This window comes from Azospirillaceae bacterium (assembly GCA_028283825.1).
Lineage (GTDB): Bacteria > Pseudomonadota > Alphaproteobacteria > Azospirillales > Azospirillaceae > Nitrospirillum.
Genome location: JAPWJW010000003.1, coordinates 1,786,161 through 1,807,608 on the forward strand (window position 1 = coordinate 1,786,161; position 21,448 = coordinate 1,807,608).

Annotated in this window: 19 protein-coding genes and 1 pseudogene; 5 read left to right on the plus strand and 15 right to left on the minus strand. The window is 68.2% G+C overall.

Annotated elements, in window-relative coordinates:
- Positions 1-84: 84 nt before the first annotated feature.
- The 9 genes and pseudogenes from PW843_20060 to PW843_20100 form a co-directional block, all read right to left on the minus strand.
- A complete protein-coding gene (locus tag PW843_20060; protein ID MDE1148868.1) occupies positions 85-462 on the minus strand; it encodes a hypothetical protein in 378 nt (125 codons plus the stop codon).
- 97 nt (positions 463-559) lie between these two features.
- The gene (mutM, locus tag PW843_20065; protein ID MDE1148869.1) at positions 560-1,402 is read right to left on the minus strand and encodes a bifunctional DNA-formamidopyrimidine glycosylase/DNA-(apurinic or apyrimidinic site) lyase; all 843 of its coding nucleotides are present in this window, start codon (positions 1,400-1,402) and stop codon (positions 560-562) included.
- A 20-nt stretch (positions 1,403-1,422) separates the two neighbouring features.
- Complete coding sequence (locus PW843_20070; protein ID MDE1148870.1) at positions 1,423-1,839, minus strand: DsrE family protein; 417 nt, start codon at positions 1,837-1,839, stop codon at positions 1,423-1,425.
- Complete coding sequence (gene moeB, locus PW843_20075; protein ID MDE1148871.1) at positions 1,836-2,633, minus strand: molybdopterin-synthase adenylyltransferase MoeB; 798 nt, start codon at positions 2,631-2,633, stop codon at positions 1,836-1,838. Before moeB ends, PW843_20070 begins: the two co-directional genes overlap by 4 nt.
- 155 nt (positions 2,634-2,788) lie before the next feature.
- Positions 2,789-3,764 (minus strand): annotated as a pseudogene (gene cysK / locus PW843_20080) (cysteine synthase A).
- Positions 3,765-3,968: 204 nt separating this feature from the next.
- Positions 3,969-4,424 carry an Rrf2 family transcriptional regulator gene (locus PW843_20085; protein MDE1148872.1) on the minus strand — a complete coding sequence of 152 codons (456 nt, stop codon included), beginning with the start codon at positions 4,422-4,424 and terminating at the stop codon, positions 3,969-3,971.
- Positions 4,425-4,441: 17 nt separating this feature from the next.
- The gene (dut, locus tag PW843_20090; GenBank protein ID MDE1148873.1) at positions 4,442-4,909 is read right to left on the minus strand and encodes a dUTP diphosphatase; all 468 of its coding nucleotides are present in this window, start codon (positions 4,907-4,909) and stop codon (positions 4,442-4,444) included.
- A complete protein-coding gene (coaBC, locus tag PW843_20095) occupies positions 4,909-6,171 on the minus strand; it encodes a bifunctional phosphopantothenoylcysteine decarboxylase/phosphopantothenate--cysteine ligase CoaBC (protein MDE1148874.1) in 1,263 nt (420 codons plus the stop codon). Before coaBC ends, dut begins: the two co-directional genes overlap by 1 nt.
- A gap of 267 nt (positions 6,172-6,438) precedes the next feature.
- Positions 6,439-11,298: an NAD-glutamate dehydrogenase gene (locus PW843_20100; GenBank protein ID MDE1148875.1), complete on the minus strand. Its 4,860-nt coding sequence runs from the start codon at positions 11,296-11,298 to the stop codon at positions 6,439-6,441.
- A 334-nt stretch (positions 11,299-11,632) separates the two neighbouring features.
- Between PW843_20100 and PW843_20105 the strand changes: the two genes are divergently transcribed.
- Positions 11,633-12,661, plus strand: a complete 1,029-nt coding sequence (locus PW843_20105; GenBank protein ID MDE1148876.1) for a hypothetical protein — start codon at positions 11,633-11,635, stop codon at positions 12,659-12,661.
- A 289-nt stretch (positions 12,662-12,950) separates the two neighbouring features.
- On the opposite strand, the gene PW843_20110 is transcribed toward PW843_20105, so the two are convergent.
- The 3 genes from PW843_20110 to PW843_20120 all read right to left on the minus strand — a co-directional run bounded on the left by PW843_20110 (position 12,951) and on the right by PW843_20120 (position 15,074).
- Positions 12,951-13,142, minus strand: coding sequence for a hypothetical protein (locus PW843_20110; protein ID MDE1148877.1), 192 nt, complete (start codon positions 13,140-13,142; stop codon positions 12,951-12,953).
- A gap of 82 nt (positions 13,143-13,224) precedes the next feature.
- The gene (locus PW843_20115; protein ID MDE1148878.1) at positions 13,225-14,607 is read right to left on the minus strand and encodes a class I SAM-dependent RNA methyltransferase; all 1,383 of its coding nucleotides are present in this window, start codon (positions 14,605-14,607) and stop codon (positions 13,225-13,227) included.
- On the minus strand, positions 14,604-15,074 hold the full coding sequence (locus tag PW843_20120; protein MDE1148879.1) for a thioesterase family protein: 471 nt from the start codon (positions 15,072-15,074) through the stop codon (positions 14,604-14,606). The genes PW843_20115 and PW843_20120 overlap by 4 nt, the downstream gene beginning before the upstream one ends.
- A 159-nt stretch (positions 15,075-15,233) precedes the next feature.
- Between PW843_20120 and PW843_20125 the strand changes: the two genes are divergently transcribed.
- Positions 15,234-15,473: a hypothetical protein gene (locus PW843_20125; GenBank protein MDE1148880.1), complete on the plus strand. Its 240-nt coding sequence runs from the start codon at positions 15,234-15,236 to the stop codon at positions 15,471-15,473.
- 546 nt (positions 15,474-16,019) lie between these two features.
- The gene (locus PW843_20130; protein MDE1148881.1) at positions 16,020-17,396 is read left to right on the plus strand and encodes an ammonium transporter; all 1,377 of its coding nucleotides are present in this window, start codon (positions 16,020-16,022) and stop codon (positions 17,394-17,396) included.
- Between the two features lie 379 nt (positions 17,397-17,775).
- Here the strand turns inward: PW843_20130 and PW843_20135 are convergent, their stop codons facing one another.
- On the minus strand, positions 17,776-18,006 hold the full coding sequence (locus tag PW843_20135; protein ID MDE1148882.1) for a hypothetical protein: 231 nt from the start codon (positions 18,004-18,006) through the stop codon (positions 17,776-17,778).
- Positions 18,007-18,073: 67 nt separating this feature from the next.
- A complete protein-coding gene (locus tag PW843_20140; GenBank protein ID MDE1148883.1) occupies positions 18,074-19,198 on the minus strand; it encodes an asparaginase in 1,125 nt (374 codons plus the stop codon).
- Between the two features lie 142 nt (positions 19,199-19,340).
- Between PW843_20140 and PW843_20145 the strand changes: the two genes are divergently transcribed.
- Entirely contained in the window at positions 19,341-19,910 is a 570-nt protein-coding gene (locus tag PW843_20145) for a TrmH family RNA methyltransferase (GenBank protein ID MDE1148884.1), read from the plus strand.
- Between the two features lie 189 nt (positions 19,911-20,099).
- Positions 20,100-20,519, plus strand: a complete 420-nt coding sequence (locus tag PW843_20150) for a hypothetical protein (protein ID MDE1148885.1) — start codon at positions 20,100-20,102, stop codon at positions 20,517-20,519.
- A gap of 208 nt (positions 20,520-20,727) precedes the next feature.
- Here the strand turns inward: PW843_20150 and gpt are convergent, their stop codons facing one another.
- Positions 20,728-21,213, minus strand: a complete 486-nt coding sequence (gpt, locus tag PW843_20155; GenBank protein MDE1148886.1) for a xanthine phosphoribosyltransferase — start codon at positions 21,211-21,213, stop codon at positions 20,728-20,730.
- Between the last annotated feature and the right edge of the window lie 235 nt (positions 21,214-21,448).

Sequence of the window (21,448 nt, forward strand, 5' to 3'; positions counted from 1 at the left end):
CCGGCGACCGCCGGCCCCGGACCGCAAGGTCCCGTGAGCCCAGCCGGCGGACGCCGGCGCCCGGCGCTTGAGGGCGCAAAAAAACTACTGCGGCCGCAGGATGAAACGCACCAGGGTTTCTGCCCGGCTGCCGGCCCCGTCCCGAGTCGCCGTGATCTCCAGCCGCTCACCGTCGCGGGCCCAGCGGCCGCTTCCGGCGGCATGCCAGCCCAGTTGCGGCAGGGTCTGGGTGTAGAAGGCGTTGATGGCGTCGGCGGCCACGTCGCCCTGGGCCGACGACTCGACGATGCGCCCCTCCGGCTGGTCAAAGACGATGGCGCCATTGGTCGGGACCGTCAGGCCCGGCATCAGGGGCAGATCCTCCACCCCCGGCACGAAGCCGGGCTCCGCCGGGCCGGCGCGCCCAAGGCCCGGGGCCAGCAACAAACAGACGGAGACGACGGCGGTAAGGGCAAGGCGCATTGATGATTCCTGAAAGCCCATGATGTCGCCCCTGTGCGACCGGCGCTTAAGTTGGCCCAACAACGCCGCCCTATCAACGCCCAAGCGCGGGCGGGGGTCAGCGCTGCCGGCGGCCACAGAAAAAGCTGGACCGGCCGGCCTGCACCAGCCGCTGCACGCCACCGGTGCGCGCGATGTCGCAGTCACAGCCGGGGCAGCCCTCGCCCTCGCGCCCGTACACGGCGAAGGAATGCTGGAAATAACCCAGTTCGCCATCCGACTGGACGTAGTCGCGCAAGGAACTGCCGCCGGCGGCGATAGCCTCCGTCAGGACATCGCGGATGGCCGGCACCAGGCGTTGCGCATCCTTGCCCGCCACGCTGGCCGCCGAACGTTCCGGATGGATGTTGGAGCGGAACAGCGCCTCGCACACATAGATGTTGCCCAGGCCGGCGACCACGCGCTGGTCCAGCAGGGCCGACTTGATGGGCGTCATCTTGCCGGCCAGGCGGGATGAGAGAATGCCGGCATCGAAGCCATTGCCCAGTGGCTCCGGACCCAGCTTGGCCAACATGGGGTGGGCCTCAAGCTCCGCCTCCGCCACCAGATCCATCAGGCCGAAGCGGCGCGGATCGTTGAAGGTGACGACGGAACCGTCGTCCGTTTCCATGACCACATGGTCGTGGGCGCCGGGCAGACCCGCCGGCCCGCGGCTGACCACCATGCTGCCCGACATGCCCAGATGGATCAGCAGGGTCTGGTCGTCGTCCAGGCGCACCAGCACGTACTTGGCGCGCCGCCCGATGCTGGCCACGCGGCGGCCGGTCAGGCGCTGCACGAAACCGGCGGGAAAGGGCGTGCGCAGGTTGGGACGGTGCTGGGCCACCCGCACCAGGGTGCGGCCCTCCATTTTCAGGGCCAGGCCCCGGGCCACGGTCTCGACCTCGGGCAATTCAGGCATGGGCGGGGGCTTTCAGGGGATCACAGGTGGATAAGATGGGCGCCGGCGGGTGTCGCCTGCAACAGGGTGACCACGCCGGCCGTCTCGACCGTCACATCGTCACGCAAGGTGGGATTTTCCAGGCCCAGGACGCGCCAGCCCATCTCACACGCGATGACGCGCACGCCCAGGGGCGTCAGCGACTCGGTGAGTTCCGCCAGGGTGGCCACGTTGGTCTCGGCGTAGCGGCGTTCCCGTTCCACCGCCGGCGTGCCGTCGTCCGCCGCGCCCAGCCCCGTCCAGCCATCGCCGGCCAGCAGGAAACGCAGGGCGCCGCCGGTGACGAACAGCAGGGTGGGCCGGCCGATGGCCGCCGCGGCCGTCGCCATGACCAGGGCGTAATGCACGCGGTCGAAACCCGCCGATTGCAGGACGATGGAGAGGCCGGGTGCACTCATGCCTCCACCTCCCCCGGCAGGGCGGTGATGGTGGGGTGGGTGCCGCATAGCGGGCAGTCCGGGTCCGGCTTCACCCGCACGGTGCGGAAGCTGGCCCCCAGCGCGTCGTACAGCAGAAGCCGGCCCGACAGGCTGTCGCCGATGCCCAGCAGTTCCTTAAGCACCTCCAGCGCCTGCAAGGACCCCACCGTGCCCGCCAGCGCGCCCAGCACCCCCGCCTCCGAACAGCTGGGCACCAGGCCCGGCGGCGGCGGTTCGGGGAAGACGCAGCGGTAACAGGGGTGGGGATGCCCCAGATGGGCCTTGAAGGTGGAGATCTGGCCGTCGAAACGCAGCATGGCGGCCGACACCAGGGTGCGGCGCTCAAAATAACAGGCGTCGTTCAGCAGGAAACGGGTGGCGAAATTGTCCGACCCGTCGGCCACGATGTCGTAGGCCGCGACCAGGTCGCGCACATTGTGCGGTCCCAGGCGGGTGCGGTGCACCTCCACCGTCACGTCGGGGTTGATGGCGCGCAGGCGGGCGGCGGCGCTGTCGACCTTGGCCACACCCAATGAGGCCATGTCGTGCACCACCTGGCGCTGCAGGTTGGACAGATCCACCGTGTCGTCATCGACGATGCCGATGCGCCCCACCCCAGCGGCGGCCAGGTACAGCAGCAAGGGCGCGCCCAGGCCGCCGGCCCCCACCACCAGGACAGACCCGGCCAGCAGCCGCGCCTGCCCCTCACCGCCCACCTCCTTCAGGATGATGTGGCGGGAGTAGCGTTCGATCTGGGAGTCATTAAAGTCCATTTTCAGGTGCCCTCAGGCGCCGGGCGGGCGCATCCGCGCCCTTGGCTTGTCCTCGCTGCGCCCTGCGGTGCTCGCTCCGGCGGACACGGTCGCGTCCTAGGTTAGATTTGGAGAAGAAAGGGGCCGGCGCGCTTGTGGCCGGCCCCGGCACATCATCAATCCAGGCCGTCGAACAGGCCGGTGGACAGGTAGCGTTCGGCGAAGCTGGGCAGGATCACGACGATCTGCTTGCCCTCGTTGCCGGGGCGGGCACCCAATTCCAGCGCCGCGGCCAGGGCGGCACCGGAACTGATGCCGACCGCCACACCTTCCAGCCGGGCCACCTCACGCGCCGTCTCGAACGCGCGCTGGTTGGAGATACGCAGCACCTCGTCGATCAGGTGCGTGTCCAGGATGTCGGGCACGAAACCGGCGCCGATGCCCTGGATCTTGTGTGGGCCGGGCAGGCCGCCGGACAGCACCGGGCTGTCTTCAGGCTCCACCGCCACCGCCTGGAAGCTGGGCTTGCGCTCCTTCAGCACGCTGGCCACACCGGTCAGGGTGCCGCCGGTGCCCACGCCGGAAATCAGGAAGTCCACGCCGCCGGCGGTATCGACCCAGATTTCCTCGGCCGTGGTGGCGCGGTGGATGGCCGGGTTGGCCGGGTTCTTGAACTGCTGCAGGATGTAGGCGTCACCGGCCTCGGCCGCCAGTTCCTCGGCCTTGGCGATGGCGCCCTTCATGCCCTGGGCCGGCGGGGTCAGCACGATTTCCGCACCCAGCAGCTTCAGCATGCGGCGGCGTTCCACCGACATGCTTTCCGGCATGGTCAGGATCAGGCGATAGCCCCTTTGCCGCCGCCACGAAGGCCAGCGCGATGCCGGTGTTGCCGGAGGTCGGCTCGATCAGCAGGGTGCGGTCGGGGCTGATGCGGCCGGCGGCCTCCGCCTCCTCGATCATGGCCAGGCCGATGCGGTCCTTCACGCTGGACAGCGGGTTGAAGAACTCACACTTGCCGATGATGTCGGCCTTCACGCCGTGGGCGGCCGCCAGGCGCTTCAGGCGCACCAGCGGGGTGGCACCGACGGTTTCCAGGATGCTGTCATAGACACGGCCGCGGAAGGCCGCGCCGGTGGTGGTGGTCTCGGCCATGGTTGGCTTCCTTCCTGATGAGATGCCCTGATTATACCAGCGGCACGAGATTCCAACTCGGGCCGCTGTAGGCCCCGACCGGGGCCGCCGGAAGTTTCCGGGGAACGTAGTGGACTGGAAACTGAGGACCAGCCAAGCCGGCAAATGCCGGCGCCCGGCGATTGAGGGGCGGTGTTTGAACGCGGCGTTCAAACACCGCGCGTATCAGATGCTGAAGTCCAGCTTATGGGTCGCTTCGCTTTCGATGCCGGCACGATGGGCGCGCAGGCACAGATCCTCAATGGTGGTCTGGTCCAGGCGGCGCATGCAGTCGTCCTGCAACTCGGCCCACAGCGGGCGCACCACCTGGCGGCCCAGCTCGGCCCCCACCGCCTCTTCCATGGGGTCGGTCGCCTGCTCCAGGGCGCGGACGATGCGCACGATCTCCCCCACCGTGATGCGGCGGCGTTCACGCGCCAGGCGATAGCCGCCGCGCGGCCCGCGCACGCCGGCCAGGATGCCCGCGCGCACCAGCGCCTGCAGCACCTGTTCCAGGTACCGTTTGGGGATGCCCTGGCGGCCCGTGATCTCCCCCGACTGCACAGGTTCGGAACCCGCGTTGTAGGCGATGTCCAGCACCACCTCGATGGCGAACATCAGCTTCTTGGAAATCCGCAGCATCCCTTCCCCCATTTTCTTCACACCTTGCTGGCGGCGACGCCGGTGGAGCCGAACCCGCCGGCGCCACGCGCGGTCTCATCCAGGCTGGTCACTTCGTTCCACTGCACCCGCTCATGACGGGCCACCACCATCTGGGCGATGCGCATGCCGCGCTCCACCGTGAAGGGCTGGTCGCCGAAGTTCACCAGGATCACGCCCACCTCACCGCGATAGTCGGCATCGATGGTGCCGGGCGCGTTCAGCACCGTGACGCCGCTTTTCAGCGCCAGGCCGGACCGCGGGCGCACCTGCGCCTCGAACCCCACCGGCAGGGAAATGGCCAGGCCCGTGGGCACCAGGGCGCGGCCCAGGGGCGGGATCACCACCGGGGCCGACACCGCCGCCTGCAAGTCCAGGCCGGCGGCCTGGGCGGTGGCATAGGCGGGCAGGTCCAAGTCCTGGGCGTGGGCCAGGCGGGTGACGGCGACGGTAACGGGTTCGGTCATCAAACAGCTTTCGGATCAGATGTGAAAATATCGGCGATGGCCTGCGCCAGGCGCTGGGCCACCGCAATCTTGCTCAAACGCGGCCATGTCTCGGCCTCAGCCCCCCGGCGCAACAGGTGCACCTGGTTGTCGTCGCCGCCAAAGGTGCCGCTGCCCGTGGCCACGTCATTGGCCACGATCCAGTCGCAGCCTTTGCGGTCCAGCTTGGACGCTGCATAGGCCAGCACGTCGCGCGTCTCGGCGGCGAAACCCACCACCAGGCGCGGGCGATCGGGACCCGGCCGGGACAGGGTGGCCAGGATGTCGGGGTTTTCGGCCAGCGCCAGGGTGGGCGGACCATCGGCGCCCTTCTTCACCTTGTCGCCGGCGGCGTTGGCCACCCGCCAGTCGGCCACGGCGGCGGCGCAGACGGCGATGTCGGCGGGAAGTGCCGCTTGGCTTGCCGCCAGCATCTGTTCCGCCGTCTCCACCCGCACCACACGCACGCCCATTGGGTCGGCCAGGGTGACGGGGCCGCTGACCAGGGTCACATCGGCGCCCAGGGCCGCCAGGGCCGCCGCCACGGCGTGGCCCTGCTTGCCGGAGGAGCGGTTGGCGATGTAGCGCACCGGGTCGATGGGTTCATGCGTCGGGCCGCTGGTCACCACGGCGCGGCGGCCCGCCAAAGGCTTCGGCCCCGCCTGTTCGGCGAAAAAGCCGGCGATGGCGGCCAGGATGTCGGCCGGTTCCACCATGCGGCCCGACCCGACCTCGCCACAGGCCATGTCGCCGGCGGCGGGCCCCAGGCGGCGGATGCCCCGGCCTTCCAGCGTGCGCACGTTGGCCTGTGTGGCGGGATTGGTCCACATCATCACGTTCATGGCCGGCACCACCATCACCGGCTTGTCGGTAGCCAGCAGGGCGGTGGTCGCCAGATCGTTGGCCATGCCGGCGGCCATGCGGGCCAGGATGTCGGCGCTGGCGGGGGCCACCACCACCAGGTCGGCCTCACGCGACAGGCGGATGTGCCCCATCTCCGACTCGTCGGTCAGGGAGAACAGGTCGGTGTAGACCTTGTCCTCCGACAGGGCCTGGACCGCCAGTGGTGTGACGAACTGCGCCCCCGCCGCCGTCAGCACGGTACGCACGCGGGTTCCCCGCTCCTTCAAACGCCGGATCAGTTCCAGGCATTTGTAGGCCGCGATGCCGCCGGAAATGATCAGCAGCACCCGCTTGCCGGCAAGGGCGCTGAAGTCCGTCTGGGCGGGGTGGAAATCGGTCAAGGGGGCACCTGTCACCCGGGGAAAACCCGCCGCCCCAGCCCCATCCCGGCATTTAGCAGATTCTGCGAATCCGCCATGCCCGGGAAAGCACCATGGTGCGGTGTGAAATCAATAAATATGGGCTCGCCCCGGATTGCGCAAGCGACAGTTCGCCCTCGGCAGCCACACCGCCGACCTTGGAAATTCAGGGTTGAAATTTACGGGCGAACGATCCCGGCGGCTGCCCGTGAAGACAGCACGCCGGGATGCTTGAGGATCCTTAAAACCTCAGCCTGCTGTCAGGCCGCGCAACTGGCGAGCGGCCACAGCCAGCATGGCCACGTCCAGGTGGGCCACGCCGCGCAGTTCGGCCAGCAGCGACTGGATACGCTCCACCGGGCCGGCCTTGGACGCCAGCCAGGCGTCGATCAGGGCGGCGGTATCCTCGCCCTCGCCCGCCAGCACGCGGGCCGCCAGACGGCCTTGCAGGCTGTAGAGATCATCGACGATGGCGCCCAGGGCCTGGCGCTGCCAGTGGGTGGTGGTCTTCACCGCCGCCGCCCGACCGCGCAGCCAGTCGAAGCCCAGCCGTTCGCCCAGCGCGAAGTGCACGGCCGCGACCTTTTCCACCGCCCGGTTGGCCTCCACCGCGATCTGGCTGACGTCGGTGGCGGCCGCCAGGGCCGGCAAGGCCGCCACGTGATGGGCCAGTTCCGCCGGCACGCCGGCCTGGATCAGCTCGTCCTTCTTGGCGGCCAGGTCGGCGGCGGCCTCCGACGACAGGATGTCGGCCAGCGCCCGCGACAGCACCTTCACCGCCGGCGCCAGCCGGGCGATGCCGGCCGCCATGTCCAGGGGATGGGCGCTGTTCAGCAGGATCCAGGGTACCGCCCGGCGCAGCAGGGCGCGGGTGGCCAGGCCCATGGTCGTCTGGGTCGCCGCCGGCACCTGGTTGTCCAGGCCGTCGATGGCCTTCCACACGTCCGGCAGGCCATAGGCGTCGCGCACGATGTGATAGGCGCGGGCGACGTCCGCCTCGCCCAGGCCGGTCTGTTCCACCATCTCGGCCACGAAGCTGGGGCCGACACGGTTCACCATGCTGTTGGTGGCCACGGTGGCGATGATCTCACGCCGCAGCTGATGGCCGGCCACCGCCTGCGGGTAGTGTTGCTGAAGGGCGGCGGGGAAATAATCGACCAGGTCGGCCGCCATCTTGGCGTCGTCCGGCAGGTCCGATCCCAGCAGCTTGTCGTACAGATCGATCTTGGAATAGGCCAGCAGCACCGCCGTCTCCGGCCGGGTCAGGCCTTTGCGGGCATGGCCACGTAATGAGATTTCCTCATCCGTCGGCAGGAATTCGATAGTCCGGTTCAGCTTGCCCGCCTTTTCCATCAGGCGGATGAAACGCGCCAGATCGTCCAGCGTGTCGGACGCCACCGCCTCATCGATCGAAAGCGCCTGGGTCTGCTGGTAGTTGTCGGCCAGCACCAAATCGGCCACGTCGTCGGTCATGGTGGCCAGCAGGGCGTCGCGCTGGGGCAGGGTCATGCTGCCCTTGTCCATCACGTCGCGCAGCAGGATCTTGATGTTGACCTCATGGTCCGAGGTGTCGACGCCGGCGGAATTGTCGATGGCGTCGGTGTTGAGCCGCACGCCGGCCGACGCCGCCTCGATACGGCCGCGCTGGGTGAAGCCCAGGTTGGCGCCCTCGCCCACCACCTTGGCGCGGACCTGGCGGCCGTCGATGCGCAGGGCGTCGTTGGCCTTGTCGCCCACCTCGGCGTTGCTCTCGTCATCGGCCTTCACATAGGTGCCGATGCCGCCCAGCCACAGCAGGTCGACCTCCGCCTTCAGGATGGCCTGCATCAGGTCGGCCGGGGTCATGCGTTCCGCCGTCACGCCCAGGGCCGTGCGCACCTCTTCGCTCAGCGGCACCGACTTGGCCCCACGCTCGAAGATGCCGCCGCCCTTGGACAGCTTGGACACGTCATAATCCGCCCAGGAGGAACGCGGCAGGTCGAAGATGCGCTGGCGTTCCTGCCAGCTGGCCGCCGGATCGGGGTTGGGATCCAGGAAGATGTGGCGGTGGTCGAAGGCGGCCAGCAGGCGGATGTGTTTGGACAACAGCATGCCGTTGCCGAACACGTCGCCCGACATGTCGCCCACGCCCACGACGGTGAAGTCTTCGGCCTGGCAGTTGCGGCCCAGTTCGCGGAAATGGCGCTTCACCGACTCCCAGGCGCCGCGCGCCGTGATGCCCATCTTCTTGTGGTCATAACCGGCCGACCCGCCCGACGCGAAGGCATCGTCCAGCCAGAAGCCGTAGTCGCGGCTGACGCCGTTGGCGATGTCGGAGAAGCTGGCCGTGCCCTTGTCGGCCGCCACCACCAGATAGGGGTCATCCCCATCCAGGCGCACCACATCGGCGGGATGCACCACCTGGCCCTTCACCAGATTGTCGGTGATGTCCAGCAGGCCGCGCATCATGGTCTTGTAGCATTCGATGCCTTCGGCCAGCGCCGCCTCACGCCCGGCCGAGGCCGGCGGCGGGTTCTTGACCACGAAGCCGCCCTTGGAGCCCATGGGCACGATGACGGCGTTCTTCACCATCTGCGCCTTGATCAGGCCCAGGATTTCCGTGCGGAAATCCTCCTTGCGGTCGGACCAGCGGATGCCGCCGCGTGCCACCTTGCCGCCACGCAGATGCACCGCCTCCACCCGCGGGCTGTAGACCCAGATTTCCACCAGGGGCCGGGGCAGCGGCAGGTCGTCAATGGCCCGGCTGTCCAGCTTGAACGACAGGTAGGGCTTCGGGTGGCCGTCCGCGCCCTTCTGGAAGAAGTTGGTGCGCAGGGTGACGCGGATCAGGTTCAGCATCCGGCGCAGGATGCGGTCCTCATCCAGGTTGGTGACCTGGTCCAAGGCGTGGTCGATTTCGATCACCAGGCCCGCGCGCTGGCTGTCCACCTTTTCCCGGCCCAGCTTTTCCAGCACGGCCGGATCGTGGGCCAGGTGGAACAGGCGGACCAGCAGCTTGGTGATGCCCACATGGGCCGCCAGCGTGTCCTCGATATAGGATTGCGAGAAGTCAAACCGCGCCTGGCGCAGGTACTTGGCGTAGGCGCGCACCATGGTGACGTCGCGCCAGGCCAGGCCGGCGCCCAGCACCAGCTTGTTGAAGCCGTCGGTCTGCGCCTCGCCCGTCCACACCCGCATGAAGGCGTCCTCGAACGCCCCCTTCACGGTGTCCAGTTCGACGGCCTGGCCGTTGGCCATCTCCATCTCGAAGTCCTGGATCCAGATGGACTTGTCACGGCCGGGCAGCCGCACCTCATACGGGCCGCCCTCGGCCAGGATCTTCAGGCCCAGATCCTCCAGCATGGGCAGGGCCTGCGAAAGCTGCACCGGCGTGCCGTCATGATAGGCCTTGAAGAACAGCTCATGCGGTTCGGCCTCCACCGGGCGGTGCAGGTTCAGCGCGATCCGGCCGGTGGCGGCCACCGCCTCTAGCCGTTCGATGTCCATCACCGCCGTTTCGGGGCTGTAGGTCTCACGATAGCCTTCGGCCAGCGTGCCCTTGCGGTAGCGGCGGGCCAGGCGCAGGCCGGCCTCCTCCCCCTTCGCGTCGATCAGGGCCTGCTGCAGGCGCTCGCCCCAGCCGCGCGACGCCTCGATCAGCGACTCCTCGACGTCGCGGACATCGACGTCGGGCACCTTGCCGGGCGTGGTCTGGATGATGACATGGGCGCGGGCCAGCGCGCTTTCCGACAGCATGACGTGGTACTGCGTCGTCCGGCCTTCGAACGCGCCCTCCAGGATGCCTTGCAGCTTCAGGCGCAGGTCGGTGTCGTAGCGGTCGCGCGGCACATAGATCAGCGCGCTGACGAAACGTTCGAACGGGTCCTTGCGCACGAACAGGGCCACACGCTGGCGGTCCTGCAAATGCAGCACGCCCATGGCGATGTCGAACAGCTCATCATCGCCGGTCTGGAACAGCTCATCGCGCGGATAGCTTTCCAGGATGTGCAGCAGGGCCTTGCCGTCGTGGCTGGACTTGTCGAAACCGGCGCGTTCCAGCGCCCGGTTCACCTTCTGCCGCAGGTAGGGGATTTCGCGGGCGGTGCGGTTATAGGCGACGGAGGTGAACAGGCCGACGAACAGCCGCTCGCCGATCTCCACCCCCTTGTCGTCGAACAGCTTCACCATCACGGCGTCCAGCGGCGCCGGACGGTGGACGGTGCTGTCCTTGTTGGCCTTGGTCACCATGATGGCGCGCGGCTGGCGCACGAAGGCGCGCACGTCGGGCGGCAGCTGGGAGAAATAGCGCAGGCCGTCGAACACCGAAACGTCGTCGTCGCGCAGGATGCCCAGGCCGGCGCCGGCCAGGATGTCCAGCGTGTCCTGCCCGTCCTCCTTGCCGAAGCGGTACTCTCGCACGCCCAGGAAGATGAAATGGTCGTCGTCCATCCAGCGCAGGAAGTCCACGCCCTCCGCCACCTCTTCGGCCGGCAGGGGTTCGGCGGACGTCTGCGCCTCATCGATGGTGTCGGCCACACGGCGGCGCATGTCGGTGAAATCGTCCACCGCGGCGCGTACGTCGGCCAGCACATGGGCCAGGCCGGCGCGCACCTTTTCCACCAGTTCGGGGGCCGTCTGCTGGTCGACCTCGACATGCATGAAGCTTTCGGCCTTGGCATCGGCCGGGGCGGCGTGCGGCTCATACAGCTCCAGCAGGCGGCCGTCGGCGTCGCGCCGGACCTTCACCACCGGGTGGATCACCAGATGCACGGTCAGGCCGTGGCGGTTCAGTTCCGCCGAGACGCTGTCCACCAGGAAGGGCATGTCGTCGTTGACGATCTGCACCACGGTGTGGGGGGCATGCCAGCCGTCCTGTTCCACCTTCGGGTTGCAGACACGGACCTGGGCGGCGCCATGCTTGCGGCTGGCGCCGAACTGCCACATGGCCAATGCGGCGCCATACAGCTCGTCGCTGCTGCTGCGCAGGATGTCGTCGGGGGGTACGTTGGCGTAGAACTGCCGTACGAAGCGCTCGGCGGGGCCGGCCTTTTCGCGGGAAAGGCGGTCGCGCACCTTGGCGGCGATCTGTTCGGTCAGTTCGGATTTGCGCTGTTCAGATTTGAGCGCCATGGGTCACTTCTCCCGAAGTCGGACCGTCTCACGGGAACGGGCGGCCCGTTAATTCGCGGGGCATACCATAGGCGGAAGGCCCGTGGTGGCGAAGGGGCATCCCGCCGCCCAAGACAATAAGAAGATTGTCGTCTTTTAACAGGGGTCGGTGAACTTTCTCTTGCTGTCAAAAGCGTCCCGGACAACACATTCTGTCGCGCCCCGGGACAGCCCTTCGGCCATCCCCCGGAAAACGTGCCTTTAAAACAGATTTGGCGGGAGACTCGTGACCAGCGACCGGCAGCCCAGCACCCCATTCGCCGCCGACGCGCCAGCCCCGGCCGAACGCGCGTCGATCGGCCTGACCGCCGTCATCGTGGCGGTGACGCGCGAGGTGCCGCGCGTGCTGGTGGTGCGCCGGCTGACCCACGACCTGGCGACACCGCAGCAGCAGGCCAGCGGCGACTGGGACGCCCTGCCCTTCGGCCCCTTCGCGCCCGAACGCCACCGCACCCTGGAACAGGGCCTGCGCCGCTGGGTGACGGAACTGACGGGCCTGCCGCTGGGCTATGTGGAACAGCTGTACACCTTCGGCGACCGTTACCGTGACCTGCGCGAGGTCGATGGCGACGCCCGCGTGGTGTCGGTGGGCTATATCGCGTTGACGCGCGAGGCACCGCTGTCGGGCTCCGGTGCCGCCGAATGGCACGACTGGTACAGCTATTTCCCGTGGGAGGATTGGCGCGACGGCCGGCCACCGATGATCGCCCGTACCCTGCTGCCGGCGCTGGAACGCTGGGCCACGCATGACCCGGACCTGGCGGCGGAACGGCGCGACCGGGTGCACACCACCTTCGCCCCCGATGACGACGCCTGGGATTACGAGCGCGTGCTGGAACGTTACGAGTTGCTGTATGAGGCGGGTCTGGTGGCGGAGGCGCCGCGCGACCGCGCCGTGCTGGCCCGGCTGGCGCAGAACGGCAAGCTGCCGCCCGACGTGGCGGTCCTGTGGTCCGGCCCGGTGCAGCCCGAGGCGCAGGCCGCCACCGGCATCCCCATGGCGCAGGACAACCGCCGCATCCTGGCGGCGGCGTTCGGCCGGGTGCGGGGCAAGCTGAAATACCGGCCGGTGGTGTTCGACCTGCTGCCGCCGCAGTTCACCCTGTTCCAGTTGCAGCGCCTGGTGGAGGCGCTGTCGGGCATACGCCTGCACAAGCAGAACTTCCGCCGCTTGCTGATCGCCGGCGGCCTGGTGGAGGCGACCGGCGCCCTGGAAGTGCGCACCGGCGGCCGCCCCGCCGAACTCTACCGCTTCCGCCGCGAAATCCTGCGCGAACGCGCCGCCGCCGGTGTGGGTTTGCCGACTATTCGGATTACTGAGTGATGCGCGCGCCCTCAATCGCCGGGCGCCGGCATCCGCCGGCTTGGCTATCCTCCCTTTTCAGTCCGCTCCGCTCCCCGAAAAGGTCCGGCGGCCGCGGTCGCGGCCTAGCCCAGTTCCAGGCGGAACTGAGCCTCATGAGCGCCTTTATCCAAACCCGTGCCAGATAATGCTTCCGGAGCGCAGCGACTAGGACGCGACCGCGTCCGCCGGAAGTTTCCGGGGAGCGGAGCGGACTGGAAACTGAGGACAAGGCAAGCGGCCGGATGGCCGCGCCCGCCGTCTGAGGGAACTACTCTAAATAAGCATCCACTTCCGCCGCCGCCCGGTCCAGCGGCCAGTCCAGGCGGTCGATGATCTGTTCGATGGCGGTGTCGGCGTCCAGCGTCCGGCGGCCCAGCCGGTCCAGGATGTCGTTCAGCACGTTCTCCTCCGCCACCGTGGCCGGGGCGTAGGACTTCAGGATCTCAAGCGCCTTGCTCATGGGACTGCCGGACTCGCTTATGAATTGTGCAACGGGGCGTGGTTATAACACGCCCCGTGCCGCACCGACACCCGCCCTGGCCTCAAGGGCGACGGAAACGCGCCGCGACCTCCAGATGGGGTGACCACAGGAACTGGTCCACCGGCACCACCCGTTCCAGGACATAGCCGCCGCCCAGCAAAAGGGCGGCGTCACGGGCGAAACTGACCGGGTTGCAGGAGATGGCGACCACCACCGGCACGGAAGACGCCGCCAGCGCCGTCGCCTGCGAGATGGCCCCGGCGCGCGGCGGATCGAACACCACCGCCTGGTAGGCCGACAGCTCGGCCGGCGACAGCGGTTCCTTGAACAGGTCGCGGCGTTCCACGGTGACGGGATGGGCACCGGAGGGCAGCCGGGCCGCCGCCTCCAGCGCGGTGATGGCCACACCGTCGCTTTCCACCGCGTGCACCGGCGCCAGGGTGGACAGCGGGAAGGTCAGGGTGCCGCTGCCGGCGAACAGGTCGGCGATACGGGCCGCCCCTTCAGCACCCGCCAGCGCCTCCGCCACCAACGCCGCCTCACCCTCGGCACTGGCTTGCAGGAAAGAGCCCGGGGCCGGCGACACGGCCACGGGGCCGAAACGCACCACGCCGGTGCGGGTCAGGGCAATGGGTTCCACCGGCGCGCCCGGCCGCTTGGACCAGGTCAGGCGGGCCAGGTCGTGTTCCTGGGCGAAGGCGCCCAGCTTTTCCAGGGCGGCGAAATCGGGCTGGGGCAGCCCCATCAGCACCACGTCCGGCCCGTCGTCCAGCAGGGTCAGCGCCACGTCCAGCGTGTGCTCATCCGGCAGCAGGTCCAGCAGCAGGGCGCGCAAGGGCGCCACCAGGTCCATCAGCCGGGGGGCCAGCACGGCGCATTCGGCGATGTCCACCAGCCGGTGGCTGGCGCGTTCATTGAAGCCCAGCCACATGCGCCGGCCCCGGCGGGCGCCGGCCAGCACGGCGCGGCGGCGGGCATGTGCCGGCGTGCGGGCCAGCGGGGCCATGGGCACGTCGGTGATGCCGGCGCGCGACAGGGCGTAACGCAATTGTTCCACCTTCCAGGCGCCGTAGGTGTCGGCGTCCAGATGTTGCAGGGTGCAGCCGCCGCACAGGCCGAAATGGCGGCAGGCCGGGTCGGCCCGGCCCGGCCCCTCGGCCAGCAGGGACACGGGCTCGGTCAGCCAACCCTCGCCGCGCGGCTGGGTCAGGCGGACCATCAGCCGGTCGCCGGCCAGGGTCTGGGGCACGAACAGGCGATGGCCCTGCCAATGGGCGACGCCGTCGCCCAACGCGCCCACGCTTTCCACCTCGATCTCGACCGGGCCGCTGGTGGGTGGTTCCACCGGCGGCTGGTAGGGCCGCGCCGGCGGGCGCTTGGTCTGGTGGCGACCGGCACTGCCGGGGCGGCCGGCGCCGGGCTTGTTGGGGGGACGACGGTTCACAGCCAGCCCTCCAGCGCGGTGCGCAAATTGTCCGGCAGTGGCGCCGGCCGGCGGGTGGCGACGTCCATCAGGACCGAGACGCAATGGCTGGTGGCGTGGCAGCGGTCGCCCACGAACAGGGCAGCCCCGGTGGTCCAGGAGGTGCGGCCCAACCGGATCAGGCGGGTGCCCACCCGCACGTCGTTGGGGTAGGTGATCTCCGCCAGATAGTCGATGGTGATCTTGCGCATCACCACGGCATAGCCGGGGAAGGATGTGGCCTGGCGCAAGTCGCGGTGCAGAGCCACGCGACCCGATTCGAAATAGACCCCGAAGGCGTTGTTGTTGACGTGGCCCACCGGGTCCAGGTCATTGAAACGCACATGCTCATCCGCCCAGAAGCGGTAACTGGCGGGGGCGGCCAAGTCGAAAGGCGGTTCGCCATCCGGGGCGGCGGCCGGCGGCGGAAACGGGGAAGGGACGGACACGGGCGTTAAGTTCCTGTGACGGGATGCGGCTTGCCCCAGGGATTAGGGGGTGTGGGGCCCCTTTGGCAAGCCGGGCGGCGTGACTGGCGCCCAGGAAGGATGCTATAGCTGCCCCGCATCAGCCCTATATCAATCCCTTTAGCACTAAAAAGGTCTGCCATGAGCGACACCAACAACTCCACCGCGGAAGCCCTTTTCGAGAAGGCCCTGTCCATCGCGGAAAAGCACCTTGAGGCGGCGCTGAAGGAGGCCGGCCCCCTGGCCGCCTACGTGTCGGTCGCCATGATCGAGGTTGCCGTCAACCAGGCCGTGGAAGAGACCACCCACCAGGACGTGGTCGACATGCTGCACGACCTGGCCGCCCAGATCGAGCAGGACGCCGACGAAGAAGAAGAGTAAGCGCGTCCGTTGTCCGTCAGGACGCGGCTTGAATCCACAGGGGCCGTCGGCACCGTCCGACCCGATCCCGGGGGCGACCTTGGGACCGGGGCAGGAGCGCTTGCCGGCGGCCTTTGTTTTTGGCGGAAGACGCCTGCCCCTTAGGGGCACCCCTAGCAGCTTAATTCTTCTTTTGCGCATATAAAATAAGCAAATGCGCGGATCATTGCCGACAAACGCGCCGGTTCCATCCAATCATTTCCGATATAGCCTTGAAAATATTAAGATCGCGACGACAAACCGATCCATCTGCTGCTTATATTTTCAGCATCCCTCGAATCTCTGAACAAGAATCCTGCGCAATCAGATCAAAATTTGGGCAAGCCCTGACGAAGGCGTGGATGCCGGGAACACCGGAACGCCTGCCCGCGTACCGGACGGCATGGATTTTGAAGAGGCGGCGGGTTTGCCGGGGGCTGGTTTCCTTGTTTTCGGGGGGTGCCTGGGCCTGGGCTGGGATGACTGGGAATGGGGAGCGGCATGAACCGTTTGTTTGGGAAGCGCCGAATGGGCGCGTTGGGGATGGGGGCGCTGGGCATGGCGGCGGGGCTGATGCCCGCGCTGGCCTTCGCGCAGGACGCGGCCGCACCGGCCGCCGCGGCGCCGACGATCAGCGGCGGCGACACCGCCTGGATGCTGATGTCCACCGCCCTGGTCCTGATGATGACCATCCCCGGCCTGGCGCTGTTCTACGGCGGCATGGTGCGCAAGTTCAACGTGCTGGCCATGGTGATGCAGAGCTTCACCATCACCTGCCTGATCACCGTGCTGTGGGCCCTGATCGGCTATAGCCTGGCCTTCACGGCGGCCAGCGACGCGGCCGACGCCAAGGAATTCATCGGCGGCTTCAGCCGCATCCTGCTGGCCGGCATGGACCCGGCCGGCACGCACGCCCTGGCCCCGACGATCCCGGAGCCGGTGTTCATGATGTACCAGATGACCTTCGCGATCATCACGCCGGCGCTGATCACCGGCGCCTTCGCCGATCGCATGAAGTTCTCGTCCATGCTGGTGTTCATCACCCTGTGGTCGCTGCTGGTCTACGCCCCCATCGCCCACACCGTGTGGCACCCCAACGGCTTCATGGCCAAGCTGGGCGTGCTGGACTTCGCCGGCGGCACCGTGGTGCACATCAACGCCGGTGTCGCCGGCCTGGTGGCCTGCCTGGTCATCGGCAAGCGCAAGGGCTATCCCAACGCCGATTTCAGCCCGCACAACCTGGTGCTGAGCCTGATCGGCGCCTCCTTGCTGTGGGTGGGCTGGTTCGGCTTCAACGCCGGTTCCGCCCTGACCGCCGGCCCGCGCGCCGGCATGGCGATGACGGTCACGCAGGTCGCCACCGGTGCGGCCGCCCTGGCCTGGGTGTTCGTGGAATGGGCCCTGAAGGGCAAGCCGTCGGTGCTGGGCATCATTTCCGGCGCCGTCGCCGGCCTGGTGGCCATCACCCCGGCGGCCGGCTTCGTCGATACCGTGGGCGCCTTCGCCATCGGCATCGCGGCCGGCATCATCTGCTTCTTCACCGCCACCTCGATGAAGCGCGCCTTCGGATATGACGACAGCCTGGACGCCTTCGGCGTGCACGGCATCGGCGGCATCGTCGGCGCCCTCCTGACCGGCGTCTTCGCCAAGATCGGCATCGCCAACAGCGAAGGCGCCTTCGCCAGCGCCCTGAAGGACGACCCGACCACCAAGCTGGGCCTGATCGAGGGCAACGTCCACCAGGTGCTGACCCAGATCGAGGGCGTGGCCTTCACCGTCGTCTGGTGCGCCGTCATCACCTTCGTGCTGCTGAAGATCATCGACCTGGTGATCGGCCTGCGCGTGGACGAGGACATCGAGCGCGACGGCCTGGACATCGCCCTGCACGGCGAGTCCATCCACTGAGGATGGTCGCTTAACGCAAAGGGCCGGCGTCCCCAGCGGATGCCGGCCTTTTTATTGCCTGGTCACCGGATGAGCCGGGGGAAGTCCCGCGCCCCATGAAGCACGCGCAGTACCTGTCGCGTGCTCGGGTTGTAGACAACCACGAACGGGGCCTCGTTCAGGAAAAGCCTCAAGCGGCGGGATGTCACGTCGTGGCGGCTATGCCCCAAGGCCGTTCCATCCGCGACTGAATGACATCTTGAGAATAGACGGTTACGCGTCTGAAAAGCCGTTTGAGCGCCCCACTCGGCCCAACTGTTTCCCAAGATCCGGATAAGATCCTGGGCCGCGCGGCTGGATAGATTGTCAGGCAGGTCAGCCAGTAGGTCGGATAGGCGCATCACGGGCCAGGCGTCGGCCCTTCTTCAGCCAGATCGTCTTCCAGCCCCCATTCCCGGGCCAGTTCCCGCAACATGGCGGCGAACTGGGCGGGCGGAACCGGACCATCGCGTTCAAGTTCCGCCTCGGCGGCATCCAGCGACGCCGCCAGTTCTTCGGCCTGGCGGCGGAATTCCTCATCCTGCTCAGGATGAGGCGGGTCGGAGCGGCGGGATGGGATCTTGCTCATCATGGAAATCCTTCCTGACGACCTCAGGATACCATCATCTGGGCATTCCACAAACCGCCGGCCAGCCCCCTTACCCCACCGCCACCGCGGTCGGGCGGATTTCGCCGACGGTGTCGCCGCGCCGGCTGGTGATCGGGGCCACGGCCAGATGGCCGACACCGTCCCACACCGTGTCGGGCAGGACGCCCAGGCGCTTCAGCACCGCCGCCATGGCGGGACCGGAGGCGCGCGGCGCCCCGTCCTCGATCTTCAGGGCGATGCCCAGGCCGTGTTCCGGCAGCACGGCGCAACACACGCCCTCCGCCCCCGACTTCAGCAGCACGCGGGATTCCGCCGCGCGCATGAAGTCGGTGTCGAAGTTGCCGGTGCCGCCCACCAGTTCGGGGTGGGCTCCCCAAGCCCGGCGCAGGCGCGTCACAGCCTCCGCCCGGCGGTCGGGCAGGCAATCGGGATCGGCCAGGCGGGCCATGCCCAGGGCCAAGGCCCCCAGCGGCAGGCCGATGGTGGGGATGGAACAGCCGTCCACGCCCCAGGGCGCGCGACTGAGATCCTGGCCCGTCACCTGTTCGATGACGCCCAGGATGCGCTGCTGCACCGGGTGCTGGTAGCGGACATAACCCACCAGCTTCTCGCCCTTGTGCTTGGCCACCGCCAGGAAACCGGTGTGCTTGCCGGAACAGTTGTTGTGCAGGGCCGTGGGCTTTTCCCCCGTCGCCAGCAGGGCGGCGGCGGTGGGCTCATGCGTGGGCAGGTGGGAACCACATTCCAGATCGGCCACCGATAGGCCCAGCCGGTCCAGCCAGGCGGCCACGCGGGTGGTGTGCATCGCCTCCCCCTGGTGGGAGGCGCAGGCCAGCGCCAGTTCCTCATCCGTGACGGCGAAGGCGTCGGCCGCCCCGCTTTCGATCAGGGGGATGGCCTGCAAGGCCTTGTTGGAGGAGCGGGGGTAGACCAGCCCGTCCATGTCGCCCCAATGCGCCACTACCCGGGCGTCGGCATCGACCACCACCACCCGGCCGCGATGGCGGGATTCCACCATGGAACCGCGCGTCACCTCCACCAGGATGGGCGCGTCCGACCGGTCGGGAATGTCCACCTGGCGCACGGTGGGCGCCGGTTCAGCACCATGGCCGCCGCAGCAGCCATCCTGGTGGTCATGGCCGTCGTGGGAATGATCGTCGGTGTGGTCGTGCATGGCCGGCCGCTTCGCCTTCAGGGGAATGTGAAAGGGGTTTCAGATCGCCTGCGTTCTCCCCCGGGCGGGGCATGACTGCAATCCTGATTCCCGGGGGGCTGGAACCTTGCCCAAGCGGCTTGGCTTGTGCAAGGTGCGCGACATGCGTGGATATTTCGCCCTGGGCGCCGAGGGGATCAGCAAGTCGGGCAATATCGGGACCATCATGCGCTCCGGCCATGCGTTCGGGGCGAGCTTCGTGTTCACCGTGAACGCGGCGCTGGACCTGGATGAGGTCAACCGGGTGGACACATCCGGCGGCCAGGACCATGTCCCCCTCTACACCTACCCCAACGTCGCGGCGATGGCGCTGCCCGAGGGCTGCACCCTGGTGGGTGTGGAACTGACGGACGACGCGGTGGATCTGCCCAGCTTCCGCCACCCCCTGCGGGCGGCCTATGTGCTGGGGCCGGAGCGCGGCAGTTTGTCGCCGGCCATGCAGGCGCGCTGCGACCACATCATCAAAATCCCCACCAAGTTCTGCGTCAACGTGGCCGTGGCCGCCGCCATCGTCATGTACGACCGCATGATCTCGCTTGGCCGTTTTGCTGAGCGTCCGGTGCGTGTCGGCGGCCCGGCGGGCCCGGCGCCCACCCATGTCCATGGCCGGCAGAAGGTCCGCAACGTGGACAGCAAGCGCATGCGCCCCCTGCTGGGCGACTGGCAAGAATAGTGGCGGGCGGGCCTGGGAATAACCCACGGACTTGCCTATCTTAATTTGGACAGGGCCTTTGCCCGCCACCGCCCACCACCGTCCCGGCCCACGCGCCCGAAGCGCGGGCCCCGGGGCACCGTCCATCGCGGTCGCGGATTCCTTCAACGTCCGGCGCCATGGCGTCGGCAATCGCAGGAGACCGATGCCATGCCGATCCACCGCCCCTACACCCGCCTCCATGCGGCGCTGCCGGTCCTGGGCCTTGCCCTGGGGCTGGGCGTCGCCGTGCCCGGTTGGGCCCAGACCACCACGGCCCAGCCCGCGGCCACCACCGAGACGCAGACGATCACCACCCAGGGCCCGCGCGGCCCCACGACCCGGCAGGAGGAGGTGATCATCACCCCCCGCTCCTACCCCAGCTTTGAAGAGAACGACGCCTTCCACCGGGCGGAGTATGAGCGGTTGAGCCTGATGTTCCAGAAGCCCAACACCCTGAACGTCCGGGCAGAGACCCTGATGGACGTGCCCAACGGCAAGATGCCGCAGGACCGCTCGGCCCTGCGCGCCATCATCAACGACCCGGACACCCCGCACCTGCAGCAGGTGCTGGACCCGGATACGCGCTGACCCGATCAGCACAGTGGTAACGAAAACGGCCCCCGCCCGGATGACACCGGATCGGGGGCCGTCTCGTTTCGCGTATCTGGCCTCATGCCGGTATAGGCCCCGACCGGGGCCGCCGGAGGTTTCCGGGAAGCCGTAGGCGGACTGGAAACCGAGGATCAGGCAAGGGCGCGGACGCGCCCGCCCGCCGCCTGAGGGCGGATTCGAAAGATCAGTCGTTCCGGATCTGCATGAAGGCGATGGGGTTCAGGTCCCAGGGGAAATGGATCCAGGTGTCCTGCGACACTTCCGTGATGAAGGTGTCCACCAGGGGGCGGCCGGCCGGCTTGGCATAGATGGTGGCGAAATGCGCCTTGGGCAGCAGCTTGCGCACGATGGCGGCCGTCTTGCCGGTGTCCACCAGGTCGTCGATCATCAGCCAGCCCTCGCCCTCGTCCTCGACCGCCACCGGCATCTTCAGCTGCTGCGCCGTGCGCTGGTTCTGATGGTCGTAGCTGGAGATGCAGAGGGTATCGATCAGGCGGATGTTCAGCTCACGCGCCAGGATGGCGGCCGGTACCAGGCCGCCGCGGGTGATGGCGACGATGCCCTTCCACGGCCCACGGTCGCTGAGGCGCCAGGCCAGCGCCTTGGCGTGACGATGCAGTTCTTCCCAGGTCACGGGAAAGTTCTTGGCGGTATCGGCGTGCTGGGACATGGGGGCGGCGCTCCGCAAAACGGGTCGAATATTCACATCAATGTGGAAGAAACCGTAGATAGCCCATCCCCCGGGCCTGGACAATGCGTCCCGTGCGCATTCCCGGTACGGCGGCCCCGCCGGGGTCGGGGGTCCCTTCGGGCAAAAAACATCAAACGTCACACCGATGAAAAAAAGCTATTGCATTCCCCCCGATCGTCCTTTAGAAGCACCCACCTCACCGGTTGACGCCGGT

Coding starts and splice junctions, on each gene's coding strand:
- PW843_20060 (MDE1148868.1), bottom strand. CDS start 462: ATGCGCCTTGCCCTTACCGCCGTCGTCTCCGTCTGTTTGTTGCTGGCC.
- mutM (MDE1148869.1), bottom strand. CDS start 1,402: ATGCCTGAATTGCCCGAGGTCGAGACCGTGGCCCGGGGCCTGGCCCTG.
- PW843_20070 (MDE1148870.1), bottom strand. CDS start 1,839: ATGAGTGCACCCGGCCTCTCCATCGTCCTGCAATCGGCGGGTTTCGAC.
- moeB (MDE1148871.1), bottom strand. CDS start 2,633: ATGGACTTTAATGACTCCCAGATCGAACGCTACTCCCGCCACATCATC.
- PW843_20085 (MDE1148872.1), bottom strand. CDS start 4,424: ATGCTGCGGATTTCCAAGAAGCTGATGTTCGCCATCGAGGTGGTGCTG.
- dut (MDE1148873.1), bottom strand. CDS start 4,909: ATGACCGAACCCGTTACCGTCGCCGTCACCCGCCTGGCCCACGCCCAG.
- PW843_20100 (MDE1148875.1), bottom strand. CDS start 11,298: ATGGCGCTCAAATCTGAACAGCGCAAATCCGAACTGACCGAACAGATC.
- PW843_20110 (MDE1148877.1), bottom strand. CDS start 13,142: ATGAGCAAGGCGCTTGAGATCCTGAAGTCCTACGCCCCGGCCACGGTG.
- PW843_20125 (MDE1148880.1), top strand. CDS start 15,234: ATGAGCGACACCAACAACTCCACCGCGGAAGCCCTTTTCGAGAAGGCC.
- PW843_20130 (MDE1148881.1), top strand. CDS start 16,020: ATGGGCGCGTTGGGGATGGGGGCGCTGGGCATGGCGGCGGGGCTGATG.
- PW843_20135 (MDE1148882.1), bottom strand. CDS start 18,006: ATGATGAGCAAGATCCCATCCCGCCGCTCCGACCCGCCTCATCCTGAG.
- PW843_20140 (MDE1148883.1), bottom strand. CDS start 19,198: ATGCACGACCACACCGACGATCATTCCCACGACGGCCATGACCACCAG.
- PW843_20145 (MDE1148884.1), top strand. CDS start 19,341: ATGCGTGGATATTTCGCCCTGGGCGCCGAGGGGATCAGCAAGTCGGGC.
- PW843_20150 (MDE1148885.1), top strand. CDS start 20,100: ATGCCGATCCACCGCCCCTACACCCGCCTCCATGCGGCGCTGCCGGTC.
- gpt (MDE1148886.1), bottom strand. CDS start 21,213: ATGTCCCAGCACGCCGATACCGCCAAGAACTTTCCCGTGACCTGGGAA.